11 protein-coding genes and 1 riboswitch are annotated in these 14,753 nt (G+C 63.0%); of the genes, 6 read left to right on the forward strand and 5 right to left on the reverse strand.

Features of this window, described 5'->3' with window-relative positions:
* The first annotated feature begins 209 nt into the window (after positions 1–209).
* Both ACVOLZ_RS18235 and ACVOLZ_RS18240 read left to right on the forward strand, forming a co-directional pair.
* Positions 210–395, forward strand: coding sequence for a DUF2065 domain-containing protein (locus ACVOLZ_RS18235; RefSeq protein WP_481511077.1), 186 nt, complete (start codon positions 210–212; stop codon positions 393–395).
* Between the two features lie 246 nt (positions 396–641).
* A complete protein-coding gene (locus ACVOLZ_RS18240) occupies positions 642–1,934 on the forward strand; it encodes an adenylosuccinate synthase (RefSeq protein WP_481511078.1) in 1,293 nt (430 codons plus the stop codon).
* Positions 1,935–2,178: 244 nt separating this feature from the next.
* On the opposite strand, the gene ACVOLZ_RS18245 is transcribed toward ACVOLZ_RS18240, so the two are convergent.
* The gene (locus ACVOLZ_RS18245; protein ID WP_481517357.1) at positions 2,179–2,589 is read right to left on the reverse strand and encodes a hypothetical protein; all 411 of its coding nucleotides are present in this window, start codon (positions 2,587–2,589) and stop codon (positions 2,179–2,181) included.
* Positions 2,590–2,759: 170 nt separating this feature from the next.
* Between ACVOLZ_RS18245 and ACVOLZ_RS18250 the strand changes: the two genes are divergently transcribed.
* Together ACVOLZ_RS18250 and ACVOLZ_RS18255 are read left to right on the forward strand one after the other, a co-directional pair.
* The gene (locus ACVOLZ_RS18250; RefSeq protein WP_481517379.1) at positions 2,760–3,491 is read left to right on the forward strand and encodes an AraC family transcriptional regulator; all 732 of its coding nucleotides are present in this window, start codon (positions 2,760–2,762) and stop codon (positions 3,489–3,491) included.
* An 86-nt stretch (positions 3,492–3,577) separates the two neighbouring features.
* Entirely contained in the window at positions 3,578–6,238 is a 2,661-nt protein-coding gene (locus tag ACVOLZ_RS18255) for a M1 family metallopeptidase (protein WP_481517358.1), read from the forward strand.
* Positions 6,239–6,435: 197 nt separating this feature from the next.
* On the opposite strand, the gene ACVOLZ_RS18260 is transcribed toward ACVOLZ_RS18255, so the two are convergent.
* Positions 6,436–6,741: a hypothetical protein gene (locus ACVOLZ_RS18260; RefSeq protein WP_481517359.1), complete on the reverse strand. Its 306-nt coding sequence runs from the start codon at positions 6,739–6,741 to the stop codon at positions 6,436–6,438.
* Between the two features lie 18 nt (positions 6,742–6,759).
* Positions 6,760–9,624 (reverse strand): aminomethyl-transferring glycine dehydrogenase, encoded by a 2,865-nt coding sequence (gene gcvP / locus ACVOLZ_RS18265; RefSeq protein WP_481517360.1) that lies wholly within the window; start codon positions 9,622–9,624, stop codon positions 6,760–6,762.
* Positions 9,625–9,736: 112 nt separating this feature from the next.
* Positions 9,737–9,845, reverse strand: a riboswitch (glycine riboswitch).
* A gap of 337 nt (positions 9,846–10,182) precedes the next feature.
* On the opposite strand from gcvP, the gene ACVOLZ_RS18270 reads away from it, so the two are divergent.
* On the forward strand, positions 10,183–11,403 hold the full coding sequence (locus tag ACVOLZ_RS18270) for a multidrug effflux MFS transporter (RefSeq protein ID WP_481517361.1): 1,221 nt from the start codon (positions 10,183–10,185) through the stop codon (positions 11,401–11,403).
* A gap of 74 nt (positions 11,404–11,477) precedes the next feature.
* Entirely contained in the window at positions 11,478–11,894 is a 417-nt protein-coding gene (locus ACVOLZ_RS18275) for a hypothetical protein (protein WP_481517362.1), read from the forward strand.
* A gap of 277 nt (positions 11,895–12,171) precedes the next feature.
* Here ACVOLZ_RS18275 and ACVOLZ_RS18280 read toward each other — a convergent pair whose 3' ends face one another.
* Both ACVOLZ_RS18280 and ACVOLZ_RS18285 read right to left on the reverse strand, forming a co-directional pair.
* Complete coding sequence (locus ACVOLZ_RS18280; RefSeq protein WP_481517363.1) at positions 12,172–12,597, reverse strand: hypothetical protein; 426 nt, start codon at positions 12,595–12,597, stop codon at positions 12,172–12,174.
* Positions 12,598–12,715: 118 nt separating this feature from the next.
* On the reverse strand, positions 12,716–14,725 hold the full coding sequence (locus ACVOLZ_RS18285; RefSeq protein WP_481517364.1) for a M2 family metallopeptidase: 2,010 nt from the start codon (positions 14,723–14,725) through the stop codon (positions 12,716–12,718).
* Between the last annotated feature and the right edge of the window lie 28 nt (positions 14,726–14,753).

Genomic DNA, 14,753 nt, shown 5'->3' on the forward strand with positions numbered 1-14,753 from the left:
CGGGCCGCGCATTGCGCGGCTGGGGCTTCCCCCCCATGGCCTGCTTTCGGGGCTAACGCCGCGAAGCCCGGGATTGATCAGATTGCAGCCAAGCCCGTGATTTCATCGCTGCCGGCTTCGCGGCTGACACCGCTCCTACAACGGTTATCCCGGTAATGCCTCTGCCGAGCATGGCTCGGCACTACCTGCTTTTTTGAAGACTTTGACGCATGCAAGACCTCTTTTCCGCCCTCTGCCTGGTGGCCATCATCGAAGGCCTGTTCCTGTTCATCGCGCCTTTGGCGTGGAAGCGGATGGCCGCGCAGCTGCTGGAGCAGCCCGCCGCATCCCTGCGCGGAATGGGGGCCGCGGCACTGTTCATCGGTCTGGCAGTCCTTTGGTGGGTCCGCCACTGAACCAAACCCTGACGTCCATACCAACCTGCAGCCTCGGGGGTGGTAGCTGTCAGTCAAAACCCGGATAATCCACAAAAGCCGGTCGGGCTTGCTCCTCTTGGAGTGCCCCGTTCGGCTTTTTCCGTGTATGGCCCTGGCGTTTGCCGGATGCTCCCCGATGGGGTGTCCATGATGGCGGACTGCAGCGCAGCGCACGGCCCCGTCCGCGGCCCCGATGGCCGCAGCAAAATTCAGGAGTTACCCGTCATGGGTCAATCAGTTGTTGTTCTCGGCGCCCAGTGGGGCGATGAAGGCAAGGGCAAGATCGTCGATCTGCTGACCGAAGAAATCGGCGCAGTGGTTCGTTTCCAGGGTGGTCACAACGCTGGCCATACCTTGGTCATCAACGGCAAGAAGACCGTCCTGCACCTGATTCCGTCCGGCATCCTGCGCGATGACGCGCTGTGCCTGATCGGCAATGGCGTGGTGATTTCCCCGGCCGCCCTGCGCAAGGAAATCGAAGAGCTGGAAACGGCTGGCGTTGAAGTCCGTTCGCGCCTGAAGATCTCGCCGGCAGCGCCGCTGATCATGCCGTACCACATCGCTTTGGATCAGGCGCGTGAGAAGGCAGCTGGTGGCAAGGCCATCGGCACCACCGGTCGCGGCATCGGCCCGGCCTATGAAGACAAGGTTGCACGTCGCGGCATCCGCATCGCCGACCTGCATTACCCGGAACAGCTGGCTGAAAAGCTGCGTACCGCGCTGGATTACCACAACTTCGTGCTGACCAAGTACCTGGGCGTGGAGCCGGTCGATTTCGACACTGTGTACCAGGAAGCACTGGCCTTCGGCGAATACGTCGAGCCGATGAAGTCCGACGTTGCCGGCATCTGCCACGACCTGCGCAAGCAGGGCAAGCGCGTGCTGTTTGAAGGTGCGCAGGGCGCACTGCTGGACATCGACCACGGCACCTACCCGTACGTCACCAGCTCCAACACCACCGTTGGTGGTGCACTGGCCGGTGCCGGCGTTGGCGCCGATGCCATCGACTACGTGCTGGGTATCGCCAAGGCCTACGCTACCCGCGTTGGCGGCGGTCCCTTCCCGACCGAACTGGACGATGAAATCGGCCAGGGCATCCGTGACCGTGGCGCCGAGTACGGCGCTTCGACCGGCCGTCCGCGTCGCTGCGGCTGGATGGACATCGTCGCGCTGAAGCGCGCCGTGGCCATCAATGGTATTTCCGGCCTGTGTATCACCAAGCTCGACGTGCTCGACGGCATGGAAAAGCTGAAGGTCTGCATTGCCTATGAATACCGTGGCAAGCGTTCGGAATACGCCCCGCTGGACGCACAGGGCTGGGAAGAATGCACCCCCGTGTACCTGGAGTTCCCGGGTTGGACCGAGAACACCCACGGCGTGACCGAGTGGGACAAACTGCCGCCTGCCGCACGCGCCTACCTGCGTGCGTTGGAAGAACTGGCTGGCTGCCCGGTGTCGATCGTCTCGACCGGCCCGGACCGCGACCACACCATGGTCCTGCAGGATCCGTGGGGCTGATAGCCGCGCCGTAGCGTGAAAAACAACGCCCCGCGAAAGCGGGGCGTTGTCGTTGTAGTGCCGACCCATGGTCGGCAGGGGCGTTACCGGCAAGGCTTCCGCCGAGGGGCGTTACCGATACAGCCAAACCTGTAGTGCCGACCCATGGTCGGCAGGGGCGTTACCGATATAGCCAAACCTGTAGTGCCGACCCATGGTCGGCAGGGGCGTTACCGGCAAGGCTTCCGCCGGGCATGATCTGGCGTTACGGCTGATCCAACGGGGTACCGTTGAGCTGCCGCTCGACGATCTCCAGAATGGTCGCCACGCTGACACCAAACGAACCGGCATTTCCTGCATCAAACGCTTCGCGCCATTGGCCATAGCCCTGCAGATACGCCGGATCTGCTGACTGCTGGCCAAGCAGGCGAAGCTGGCTGCGCTGCAGGGTCTGGTCGGTGACCGGGGCGTGGGCGAGCTGGGTCATGATGCCCTCGGGCACACGGGGATTGCGGATTTTCAATCCGTCCAGAGTCACGTGATAGATGTTGCCGCCGCCCAGCGGATGCTGGTCGATGCGGTTGATCAGCAGGGTAGGCTGCTCGCCGTCATGGCGGCCCTGGCAGGCCCACAGCTGGCCCACTGCATACTGATTGGAAGGAGTGACTTGGCTCATCGGGGTAGAATCCTGGCGCGTGTAAGCCCGATCATGCAGGCAATACCGACTTGGGACTTTTCTTCATCTGGCGGTAGCGGCCACCGGCAAGTACTTATGGCCAGCGCGATAGCGGCCCCGGGGTGGCTAGAATGCGCTGGCACGCCCCCGCTGCCAGCCTGACTGACCCGATGCGTATTGATCCTGCCGAAATCGAAGCTCTGTTCGACGCCATTCCCAGCGTGCTGTTTTTCGCCAAGGACATTGATGGGCGCTACACCCACGTCAACATGACGATGATGCAGCGGCTGGGCATGAAGTCGCGCAGCGATGCGATCGGCAAGCGCGCGGATGAGTTGTACCCGGTCGGCATGAGCGAAGCCTATACCGAGCAGGACGCGCGGGTGCTGGCCGGCGAAGTGATCGAGAACGTAATGGAGCTGCAGTTGTTCCCCAACCAGCAGCCGGGTTGGTGCCTGACCTGCAAGCGGCCCATCGTAGAGAACGGTAAGGTGATCGGCCTGATCGGTATCTCGCGCGATCTCGGTCAGCGCGGTGGATTGGAGTCGCAGTACGAGCCGCTGCGGCTGGCGCTGGATTACCTCAACACGCATTACGCAGAAAACGTGCGCATGCAGACCTTGCTGGACATCACCGGTTTCTCGCTGTCCAAGCTGGAGCGCTCGTTCCGCAAGGTGTTCCAGATGACGCCGCAGCAGGTATTGACGCGACTGCGCATCCAGATCGCACTGCACCTGCTGCACGGCGAGGACAGCGTGGCCAGCATCGGCCAGGCCTGTGGCTTCAGTGACCAGAGTGCATTCACCCGCAAGTTCAAGGCCGAAGTCGGCATGGCGCCGCGCCAGTATCGGGCGATGATCGCCGAGCGCGCGCAACAGGAAGCCGCGCGCACGGAGCTATGACTTCCGGCGGTGTTGGGTCGCGATTGAGGGGCCGATGATGCAGAGCTGATGGGCGTCGCGCCCATGCCCTTCCGTAAGGAGCCTTGATGCGCCGTTCCCTTGTTGTTGCCATTGGTTTCGCCCTCTCCTGCATCGCCACACCTGCTGTATTTGCTGCCGAACCCATCGCAGCCGGCAACGGTCAGAACGAGATCACCACGCAGTTGCCGCGTACCGCACGTCCGGATCACTACCGGGTGCAGATCACTCCGCATGCGGGGCAGATGCGCTTCGACGGCAAAGTCAGCATTGATCTGGAAGTGCTGCAACCTACCAATAGCATCGTGTTGCAGGCGGCGGGCATGCGCTTTGGCAAGAGCCAACTGCAGCCTGCCGGTGGCAAAGCGATGCCTGCCACGGTCAGCGTGGACGAGGCCAACCAGACCGTCAGCTTCGGCGTGGCCAACCCGCTTCAGCCCGGCCGCTACACGCTGAGCATCGATTACAGCGGAACCATCAATACCCAAGCCAATGGCTTGTTCGCGCTGGATTACCCGGTCGCTGATGGCAGCAAGAAACGCGCGCTGTTCACCCAGTTTGAAAACTCCGATGCACGTCGCTTCATTCCGTCCTGGGACGAGCCGGGGTTCAAGGCTACGTTCGATCTGACCGTCAGCGTGCCCGCTGCCGAGATGGCGGTCAGCAACATGCCGGTAGCCAGCACCAAGTCGCTGGGCCAGGGGCTGAAGCAGGTGGTGTTCCAGACCACGCCGAAGATGTCGACCTACCTGCTGTTCTTCTCCAGTGGCGAGTTCGAGCGCGCCACTGTTGACGAAGGCGGCACCGAGATCGGCGTCATCGCCCAGACCGGCAAGGTCGATCAGGCGCGCTTCGCCCTTGAAGGCAGTGCTGAGGTGCTACGCGAGTACAACGACTATTTCGGCGTGAAATATCCGCTGCCCAAGCTCGACAACATCGCTGCGCCCGGTGGCAGCCAGTTCTTCAGCGCGATGGAAAACTGGGGCGCGATCTTTACCTTCGAATACGCCTTGCTGCTGGATCCGGCGGTGTCGAGCGTCTCCGACAAGAAGGCCGTGTTCTCGATTGCCGCACACGAGATCGCGCACCAGTGGTTCGGCAACCTGGTGACGATGGCGTGGTGGGATGACCTGTGGCTCAACGAAGGTTTCGCTTCGTGGATGGAGGCGCGTACCACCCGCAAGCTGCACCCGGAGTGGGACATCAACAACGTCGATGCCGCGCATACCAGCCGCGGCGCGATGGGGCGCGATGCCTACGTCACCACCCATCCGATCGTGCAGCACGTGGAGACGGTGGAGCAGGCCAGCCAAGCCTTTGATGGCATCACCTACGGAAAGGGCTCGGCGGTGATTTCGATGTTCGAGGACTACGTTGGGGCCGATGCCTGGCGTGATGGCGTGCGCCGTTACATCGCTGCCCATGCTTACGGCAATGCCGTCACCGATGACCTGTGGGCCGAGATCGACAAGGCGGCACCGGGCAAGCGCTTCATGGAAGTGGCGCATGATTTCACCCTGCAACCGGGCGTGCCTTTGATTCGTGCCAACAGCAGCTGCGTCGCCGGCAACACCCAGGTGAAGTTGAGCCAGGGCGAGTACACGATTGATCGCAAGGACAAGCAGCCACTGCATTGGCGCGTGCCGGTGAGTCTGCGCGTGGGCAATGGTGAGGTGGTGCACACGCTGGTCGACGGTGATACCAACGTACAGCTACCGGGATGCACTGGGCCGCTGCTGGTCAATGCCGGGCAGAAGGGCTATTACCGCACCTTGTATGCGCCGACGCAGTTCAAGGCGCTGAGCGCAGGCTTCGACAAGTTGCCGGTGGTCGACCAGTTGGGTGTGATGATGGATACCAGCGCACTGGCCGCAGCCGGCCTGCAGCCCGATGCGGATCTGCTGGATTTGATCGCGAAGATCAACGCCGATGCGCCCATCGATCTGTGGGACATGGCCTCCGGCACACTGAGCGGGATCGACGGCATGTTCGACGGTGATACCGCGCGGCAGGCCGCCTTCCGCAGCTACGCACGTTCGCGTTTGTCGCCGGTATTGCAGTCACTGGGTTGGGACGGCAAGGACAGCGACTCGGCGCAGACCAAGGAGTTGCGTGGCGGGCTGATCGGCACTTTGGCGGCGCTGGACGATGGGCAGGTGATTGCCGAAGCGCAGCGCCGCTTTGATGCCTTCCTGGCCAAACCGGATTCATTGTCGCCGGACCTGCGCAGCAGTGTGCTGGGTGTGGTGGCAAGTAATGCGGACGCGGCAACCTGGGACAAGCTGCACACGCTGGCCAAGCAGGAAACCTCGGCAATGGTGCGTGACCAGTACTACGGGCTGCTTGCCTTGCCGAAGGACAAGGCGTTGGCGCAGCGTGCATTGGACATGGCGCTGACCGATGAGCCGGGTGCGACCAACAGCGCGGGCATGATTGGTGGCGTATCGCACGAGCATGCGGACCTGGCCTTCGACTTCGCTGTTGCCCATCGCGAGAAGGTGGACACCCTGGTCGACAGCACCTCACGTGCGCGTTACTACCCGGGCCTGGGCCGCAGTGCTGACAACCTGCAGATGGTGGACAAGATCAAGGCATTTGCCGATGCGCATATCGCACCGACCTCGCGACGTGATGCGGAGACGGTGATTGCCGGGATCCAGACCAAGCTGCGACTGCGCGCAGAGCGCAAGCCGCAGGTGGATGCCTGGTTGAAGCAGAAGGGGTATTGAGGAGCTGCAGCGGCGCAGCGGTAGATGCAACTGCAGCTGTGCAGCGGAGAACGCAATTGCAGCTTTTAAGCCCCTCTCCCGTTTACGGGGTGAGATGGGCAGCTTGCGAACCACGGGTTCGCTGCCCATCGAACGCCCTTGCGCCAGCGCAAGGGCCGGGGCGCGGAGCGGGGGTTGGGGTGAGGGGAAGCTTCTAGCTAAGTAAAGTCAAAAGCCCCCCTCATCCGCCCGTTGGGCACCTTCTCCCGTAAACGGGAGAAGGGAAGGCCAAAGTAGAAGCCAAAGTAGAAGCCAAAGTAGAAGCCAAAGCAGAAGCCAAAGCAGAAGCCAAAGCCAAAGCCAAAGCCAAATCCAAAGCCAAAGCCAAAGCCAAAGCCAAAGCCAAAGCCAAAGCAGAAGCCTTGCCCCTGCTGTTTGCAGTGACCAAGAAAGATCAGCTGCTCCAATCTCCCAATCGTCACAAAAAAACAGCCGGCTTTCGCCGGCTGTTTTCGTTCACGCATCAGGCAATCAAGCCCCGATCACGCCTCGACATCTTCCTTGTACGCATCCACCGGGATGCAGGCGCACATGATGTTCTTGTCGCCGTAGACGTTGTCCACGCGCGCTACCGGCGGCCAGTACTTCTGCAGTTTCAGGGAAGGCAGCGGGAACGCTGCCAGCTCACGCGGGTACGCATGCGTCCATTCGCTGGCCGATACTGCACCGGCAGTGTGCGGGGCGTGCTTGAGCGGGTTGTCCTCGCGGTCCAGCTTGCCGTCTTCGATGGCCTGGATTTCCTCGCGGATCTGGATCATCGCGTCGATGAAACGGTCCAGCTCATGCTGCGATTCGCTCTCGGTCGGCTCGACCATCAGCGTGCCGGCAACCGGGAAGCTCAGGGTCGGGGCGTGGAAGCCGAAGTCGATCAGGCGCTTGGCCACGTCCTCGGCGCCGATGCCGGAGGTCTTCTCCAGCGGACGCACGTCGAGGATGCACTCATGCGCCACCAGACCGTTACGGCCGGTGTACAGCGTGGCGTAGTGCGGGGCCAGGCGCTTGGCGATGTAGTTGGCATTGAGCAGCGCAACCTGGGTTGCCTTGCGCAGACCAGCGGTGCCCATCAGGGTGATGTACATCCAGCTGATCGGCAGGATCGAGGCGCTGCCGAAGCTGGCTGCACTGACCATGCCAACCGGGCCGTTGTCGCCGAGCTTGCCCGGCAGGAACGGGGCAAGGTGCGACTTCACCGCACACGGGCCGACGCCCGGGCCGCCGCCGCCGTGCGGGATGCAGAAGGTCTTGTGCAGGTTCAGGTGCGACACGTCCGAGCCCCACTTGCCGGGCTTGGCCACGCCAACCAGGGCGTTCATGTTGGCACCATCGGTATACACCTGGCCGCCGTGCTTGTGGATGATCTCGCAGATCTCGACCACTTCTTCCTCGAACACGCCATGCGTGGACGGGTAGGTCATCATGATCGCGGCCAGGCGGTCGCTGTACTTCTCGGCGTTACGGCGGATGTCTTCGACATCGACGTTGCCGTTGCTGTCGGTCTTGGTCACGACCACGGTCATGCCGCACATCTGTGCCGAGGCCGGGTTGGTACCGTGCGCCGAGTCCGGGATCAGGCAGATGTCGCGATGGCCTTCGTTGCGCGAGCGGTGGTAGGCGCGGATCGCCAGCAGGCCGGCGTATTCGCCCTGCGCGCCGGAGTTCGGCTGCAGGCTCACTGCGTCATAGCCGGTGCATTCGACCAGCATCGCTTCCAGGCCGTCGATCAGCTCTTTGTAGCCCTGAGCCTGATCCGCCGGAGCCAGCGGGTGGATGTTGGCGAATTCCGGCCAGGTCACCGGGATCATCTCGGCGGTGGCGTTGAGCTTCATGGTGCAGCTGCCCAGCGGGATCATGGTGCGATCCATCGCCAGGTCCTTGTCGGCCAGCGAACGCAGGTAGCGCAGCATCTCGTGCTCGCTGTGGTGCGTGTTGAACACCGGGTGGGCGAGGAACTCGCTGGTACGCAGCAAGCTCGTCGGCAGTGCGTCGGCGGTGCTGGCATCCAGTGCGTCCACGTCGACGCTGGCGCCGAACAGCTGGCCCAGTGCGATGACGTCGGCGCGGGTGGCGGTTTCGTCCAGGCTGATGCCGACCGAGCCGGCGTCGATGATGCGCAGGTTGATGCCGGCGGCTTCGGACTTGGCTTTCAGCGCAGCCGAATCAACGCCGGTGATGTGCAGGGTGTCGAAGAAGTCGTTGCCGACCGCCACGCCCTTGCCACGCAGAGCCGCGGCGAGGATCGCAGCCAGGCGGTGGGTGCGGCGGGCGATGCGCTGCAGGCCTTCCGGGCCGTGGTAGACGGCGTACATCGAGGCCATCACGGCAAGCAGCACCTGTGCGGTACAGATGTTGGAAGTGGCCTTCTCGCGGCGGATATGCTGCTCGCGGGTCTGCAGGGTCAGGCGGTAAGCGGCCCGGCCTTCGGCATCGACCGAGACGCCGATCAGGCGGCCCGGCATCGAGCGCTTGTAGGCGTCACGACAGGCCATGAAGGCGGCATGCGGGCCACCGAAACCGAACGGCACGCCGAAACGCTGGCTGTTGCCGACGGCGATATCCGCGCCCCATTCGCCGGGAGCGGCGATCAGTGTCAGCGCCAGCAGGTCGGTAGCCACGGCGACCAAGCCCTGGCGGGCGTGCACGGCCTCGACCAGCGCCTTGTAGTCGCCGATGTTGCCAAGGCTGTCCGGGTATTGCAGCAGCACGCCGAAGGTGTCGGCGGTCAGCGCATCAGCCGGCTTGCCGATCAGCAGTTCAATGCCCATCGGCTCGGCGCGGGTGCGCAGCAGTTCCAGCGTCTGCGGGTGCACGCTGTCCTGCACGAAGAAGACTTTGGACTTGGACTTGGCCGAACGCTTGGCCAGGGTCATCGCTTCGGCCGCGGCGGTGGCTTCGTCCAGCAGCGAGGCGTTGGCGATCTCCATGCCGGTCAGGTCGGCGACCATGGTCTGGAAGTTGATCAGCGCTTCCATGCGGCCCTGCGAGATTTCCGCCTGGTATGGGGTGTACGCCGTGTACCACGCCGGGTTCTCGAGGATGTTGCGCAGGATCACGTTCGGCGTGTGGGTGCCGTAATAGCCCTGGCCGATGAAGCTGCGCAGTACCTTGTTCTTGTCGGCGATGGCGCGGATCTTGGCCAGTGCGTCGACTTCGGTCAGCGACTCGGGCAGCGCCAGCGGTGCCGGCGACTTGATCGAGCCCGGCACGATGGCGTCGGTGAGCGCTTCGAGCGAATCATGGCCAACGGTGCGCAGCATCTGCGCGATTTCAGCGTCGTTGGGGCCGATGTGGCGGTCAACAAACGCGGAGTGGTGTTCGAGCTCGCGCAGCGAAGAGGTGTTCTGGGTCATGGCTGACGTCCGGAGAAGGCATGCAGGGCAGGGGCGGTGAGCCAGGCTCGCCCTGTTGCCGTCCGGTTGCCGCGCACGCGCGACAGCACAGCCGGCAAGCCAAAGGCTTACCTCGCGCCCCTCTGTCCTTTTGCCTGAGAGTTTGGAAGCGACGCGACGAGGATCGTGCGCTTCGTGCACCTTCGGCGCCGGATTGAACCGGTCTCTCCAGAGTTTTGGTACGGGTGGTATCGGGCCTGAGCGATTACGGGCGTTTGCGCCTTCGGCAGCGGGGTGAACCGCTTCTCCCACCTTGTTCGTGCAGCATGGTGATTATAGCTCGGTAAAGCCCCGGGGCAGACCCGCGCAACGGCTTGGATTACCATCTACGTCCCGGTTTCAACCCCGCGCCTTGCACGCGTACGGCCGGGCATCCCGGAACCGCTGGCTGAAGCGGATGAATGTCCGGACAAATTGCCGCATCATGGCCGTCCAGCGCCGTCGCGCCCGGCCCTGTTCATCTGGTCTCTCACCCCGCACCGGCGCCCGCGCTGGTGCCGTTGCTGGTTATTGAAAGCCATGGAAGCAAGCAAGCAGGTTTCATTGCGTCGTATCGCCATTCTGGTAGCCGGTTTGTCGATGTTCGGCCCGTTCGCGATCGATGCGGTGTTCCCCGCGTTCCCGCAGATGGGTGCCGATCTGGGCGCCGACAAGCTGGCGATGCAGCAGGTAATCAGCGTCTACCTGCTGGCCTATGCGCTGATGAGCCTGGTGCATGGCGCGTTGTCCGATGCGTTGGGCCGCAAAGTCGTGATCATCGGTGGCTTGGTGGTGTTCATCGGCGCATCCATCGGCTGTGCACTGTCCACGGACATGGCGACCTTGCTGTTGTTCCGCTTCCTGCAGGGCCTGTCGGCCGGCGTCGGCTACATCATTGGCCGCGCGGTGATCCGCGATCTATACGATGGTGACGACGCGCAGCGGCTGATGAGCCAGGTCTCGATGATCTTCTCCATCGCTCCGGCCATCGCCCCGATCATCGGCGGCTGGTTGCTGGGTTGGACGCATTGGCAGGGTATCTTCTGGTTCCTGGTCGGGTTCTCGGCGCTGTTGCTGCTGATCACCTGCATCTGGTTGCCGGAAACCCACCCGCCGCATGCGCGCCTGAGCCTGCATCCAAAACGTCTGCTGCAGGACTACATCAGCATCGGCATCAATCCGCGCTTCCTGCGCCTGGCCCTGGCCGGCTCGCTGGGCTTCGGTGGCTTGTTCCTGTACATCGCCTCGGCGCCTGCCTTCGTGCTTGATCTGCTGCACATGAACGAGCGCCAGTTCGCCTGGTTGTTCATCCCGACCATCGGCGGCATGGCCTTGGGCGCCTATGCCTCCGGCCGTGCGGCTGGGCGCGTGGATGGCGCACGGGCGGTGCGGATCGGCTACTGCTTCATGGCGGTGGCGGCCATCTACAACATCAGCTACAACGCCTTCGCCACCGAAATGACCGTGCCGTGGGCGGTGCTGCCGTTCACCCTGACTTCGTTTGGCGTGGCCCTGATCTTCCCGATCCTGACCCTGGCGATCCTCGACATGTACCCGCGTCAACGAGGCACTGCCTCGTCGATGCAGGCATTCAGTACGCTGGTGACCAACGCCATCATCGCCGGCGTGCTCTCGCCGATGCTCAGCCGCAGCGGCCTGACCCTGGCCATTGGTGCGGCCCTGTTTGGTTTGGGCAGCTGGGCGATGTGGAAGTGGGAGCGCATCAGCCAGCGCGCCCAGCGCGATGAAACCGCGTCCTGACACGAATTTCTCCCCGTATCGGGGACAATAGCCGTGCCGCCATCACCGGCGGCCGTTCAAAGAGTGAACAACTGATGTCGATCCAATCCAAAGGCCGCCGCGAGGCGAAGAAGAAGCTGGCCGAGCGCGAGCGCAATCAGGCCGAAGCCAACCCGCCGGTAAAGGCCAAAGTGGAGCCGCATGCCGAGCTGCGCGACCAGAACCGTGCATTGCTGGCCGGTATCGTCCGCCGTGATGGCGAGTGGGTGCTGGGCATGGACGGCAAGATCGCCGGCGAAACCACCAGCGCCGCGCGCGTGCTGGCGTTGATCATGCAGGCCGCCGAATGGCACGAGAACAACGACACGCCGGTGCGGCTGATGTATTCCGATGCGCTGAAGGACGCCGCGCATGCCGAAGCAGCGGAGCAGGGCATCGACTTCGATACCTATAAGCGCAATCTGGCTGGTGAGCTGGGTGCGGTGGGCAAGGCGGCTGCGGGCACGCATTGAGCACGCGTACAAGCTTGAAACCCACAAGGGCGCCGTTGGCGCCCTTGTGGGTTTCAAGCTCCGAGTTTGCGCTACTAACCTTTGTGGGAGCGGCGTAGGCCGCGAAGCACGTGCAAAGTCCTCTGCAATGCGGCCTGTTCATCGCTGAAGTTTCTGCCAGGCATGGCCCAGAAGCTTTGCTTCAGTTCTATCGGTGAAGCCTCTGCCGAGCATGGCTCGGCACTACGGGGTGTTTGGCTCTTGTTGCCCGTGTAGAGACAGCTCCCTCGGTGAGTTGTCATTTCTGTGGCGGTGGTGGGGCTTCTTTCAGTGTTCCGGTGGTGTGATGACCGCCTGCAGCTGCACAGTCGATGTCGCGTGCAGGTGTCCACTTCACGGCGGTGCCTGTTACCACCGGCCTCACGAATCGCCATGGCCAGAACCCAAAGTGCTGGGCACCGTTGTAGTGAATGACCGCATCTGCACCGGCGGCCTTGGCATCAGCCACGACGATGGGGAGGAGGTCGTTGACACTTCCATAGCTGCCTTTGCCGTAGTCGAGCTCTTTTACGACGGTGTACGTAAATTCAGACGGAGGCGTTCCGGTGAAAAGACAGAGTCCACTCTTGGTGTCGTCCTGCGCGAGGTTAACGTCGGTTGCCTGCGCGCTGCAGAGTTGTGATGCACAGAAAATAACGAAGCCTGCAGCCAACTTATGACGCATCTTGGACTCCTTGTGTTGTTCGTTGGATATTGATTCAAACATTTGTGTGAGAGCAGCTTGATGCTGAAAAAGAAGGGCGCCGATACGGCGCCCTTCTTCCTGATCAATGCAACAAGACTTACTTTGCAGCCACTGGCTGCGCAGCCGGGGCCGCAGTTGGTGCTGCCGCCTGCCAACCGCACATCTGCCCTTCGTTCTGCTGCTTCAGCCATTCCTGCAACGGTGCGAAGTATTCCAGCATCGGGCCCGCATCGAGTTTCTCGGTGCCGGTCAGTTCCTTCAGCGTGGCCTGCCACGGCTGGCTGGAGCCCTTGCTCAGCATCGCCCAGAACTTCTGGCCCGCTTCCTTGTTGCCGTAGAAGCTGCACTCGTTGAGCGGGCCGGTGTAGCCGGACGCGTCGCACAGGCCCTTGTAGAACTGGTACTGCAGGATGCGCGCCAGGAAGTAACGCAGGTACGGGGTGTTGCCCGGCACGTGGTACTTGGCGCCGGCGTCGAAGAACTCTTCGCCGCGTGCGCTGGCCGGGGCCACGCCCTGGTACTGCGCCTTCAGTTCCCACCACTTCTGGTTGTACTGGTCCGGCTTGATCGAGCCGTCGAACACGCCCCAGCGCCAGCGGTCGATCATCAGGCCGAACGGCAGGAACGACACGCCCGACATCGCCATGCGCATCTGCGCATTGATGGTGGCTTCGCGGCTTTCCTGCTGCGCGCCGACCAGGCCGATCGAGTTGAGGTACTTGGGCGTCATCGCCAGCACGATGGTGTCGCCGATGGCTTCGTGGAAGCCGTCATTGGCACCGCCCTGGAACAACGGCGGCAGTGGGTTGTAGGCCAGGTCGTAATAGATGTGGCCAAGCTCGTGGTAGATGGTGGTGAAGTTTTCTTCGTTCGGGGTGATGCACATCTTGGTCCGCACGTCCGGGCCCACGTCCTTGCCGTCGCCGCCCATGTTCATGTCCCAGGCGCTGGCGTGGCAGACCACGTTGCGGTCCAGCGGCTTGATGAACTGGGTGTTCTGCCAGTAGCTCTCCGGCAGCTTGGGCATGCCCAGCGAGACGTAGAAGTCCTGCGCACGCTCGGTCATCTGGCGGGCTGTGACCAGTTCGGCCTCACGCTGTGCCTTGAAGCGGCTTGCCGGATCGGCGCCGCCGGCCTTGGCCAAGGCGGCGCTGAGGTTGGTCTGGTACTGCTTTTCAAGTGCGGCGGTGATGTCCAGGCTGCCCGCGTTCGGGTACGGCGCGGTCATGTCCCACAGGTTGCTCCAATCCTGCTGCCACATGTTGCCGGTCAGGTGCGCGGCGATCATGCCGCCGCCAACTTCGGCCTTGTCCTTGCCGTATTCCTTGTCCAGCTTGGCGCGGGTATAGCAATGCACCTGCTCGTACAGCGGTTTGACCTGATCCCACAGACGATCGGTTTCTGGGCCGACCTGATCAGCCGGCATGTCGTAGCCGCTGCGCCACATCTGACCTGCGTCGGTATAGCCCAGTTCGCGGGCGCCTTCGTTGACCAGTTCGACGAAGCGCTGGTAGTTGGCGCGCGACGGCACCGCGGTGGACTGCCAGCCCTGCCAGGCGTCGAGCTGCTTGTCGTAGTCGCGCGAGGTGGCCAGCACCTTTTCCAGATCGCCGAGCTGGCGGCAGTTCTTGCTGTCGCCTTCGCCAACGCAGTAGGTGCCGGCGCCGTAGTCGCCTTCCAGCTTGGTGGCGATGCCGGCCAGTTCGGCGAGCTTCTGCGGGTCGCGCGGGGCGGGCATCGAGGTCATCAGCTTGAGCAGGCTGATGGCGCGCTTGGTGTCGGCGCTCATCGGCTGGCCTTCGTACTTGTTGGCCTGCTCGATCCAGCCATTGAGTACGGTCAGCCAGCGCTCGTTGGCCTTGGCGGCGACACGTGCCGAATCGTCATTGATGTAGGTGGACGACAGCCACTGGGCCGAGGTCATTTCCGGGTACATCGCCTTGTATTCGGCATTGACCCGGGCGATGAACTGGTCGGCGCTTTCGGCCGGTGCGGCCTGGGTGGTGGCCGGCTTGGCGGCATCGGTGGCGGCGTCCTTTTTACAGGCAGCCAACGAGAGCACGGCCACGCCAACGGCGGCGGCCAGGACTAAATGACGATTCTTCACAGCAAACCCCGGTTTGTAAGTACCGGCG

Source organism: Stenotrophomonas sp. STEN020, assembly GCF_056760195.1.

Bases quoted from the DNA above. Each gene is read 5' to 3' on its own strand.
- ACVOLZ_RS18245 (WP_481517357.1), bottom strand. From the start codon at position 2,589: ATGAGCCAAGTCACTCCTTCCAATCAGTATGCAGTGGGCCAGCTGTGG.
- ACVOLZ_RS18250 (WP_481517379.1), top strand. From the start codon at position 2,760: ATGCGTATTGATCCTGCCGAAATCGAAGCTCTGTTCGACGCCATTCCC.
- ACVOLZ_RS18235 (WP_481511077.1), top strand. From the start codon at position 210: ATGCAAGACCTCTTTTCCGCCCTCTGCCTGGTGGCCATCATCGAAGGC.
- gcvP (WP_481517360.1), bottom strand. From the start codon at position 9,624: ATGACCCAGAACACCTCTTCGCTGCGCGAGCTCGAACACCACTCCGCG.
- ACVOLZ_RS18255 (WP_481517358.1), top strand. From the start codon at position 3,578: ATGCGCCGTTCCCTTGTTGTTGCCATTGGTTTCGCCCTCTCCTGCATC.
- ACVOLZ_RS18260 (WP_481517359.1), bottom strand. From the start codon at position 6,741: ATGCGTGAACGAAAACAGCCGGCGAAAGCCGGCTGTTTTTTTGTGACG.
- ACVOLZ_RS18240 (WP_481511078.1), top strand. From the start codon at position 642: ATGGGTCAATCAGTTGTTGTTCTCGGCGCCCAGTGGGGCGATGAAGGC.
- ACVOLZ_RS18270 (WP_481517361.1), top strand. From the start codon at position 10,183: ATGGAAGCAAGCAAGCAGGTTTCATTGCGTCGTATCGCCATTCTGGTA.
- ACVOLZ_RS18280 (WP_481517363.1), bottom strand. From the start codon at position 12,597: ATGCGTCATAAGTTGGCTGCAGGCTTCGTTATTTTCTGTGCATCACAA.
- ACVOLZ_RS18275 (WP_481517362.1), top strand. From the start codon at position 11,478: ATGTCGATCCAATCCAAAGGCCGCCGCGAGGCGAAGAAGAAGCTGGCC.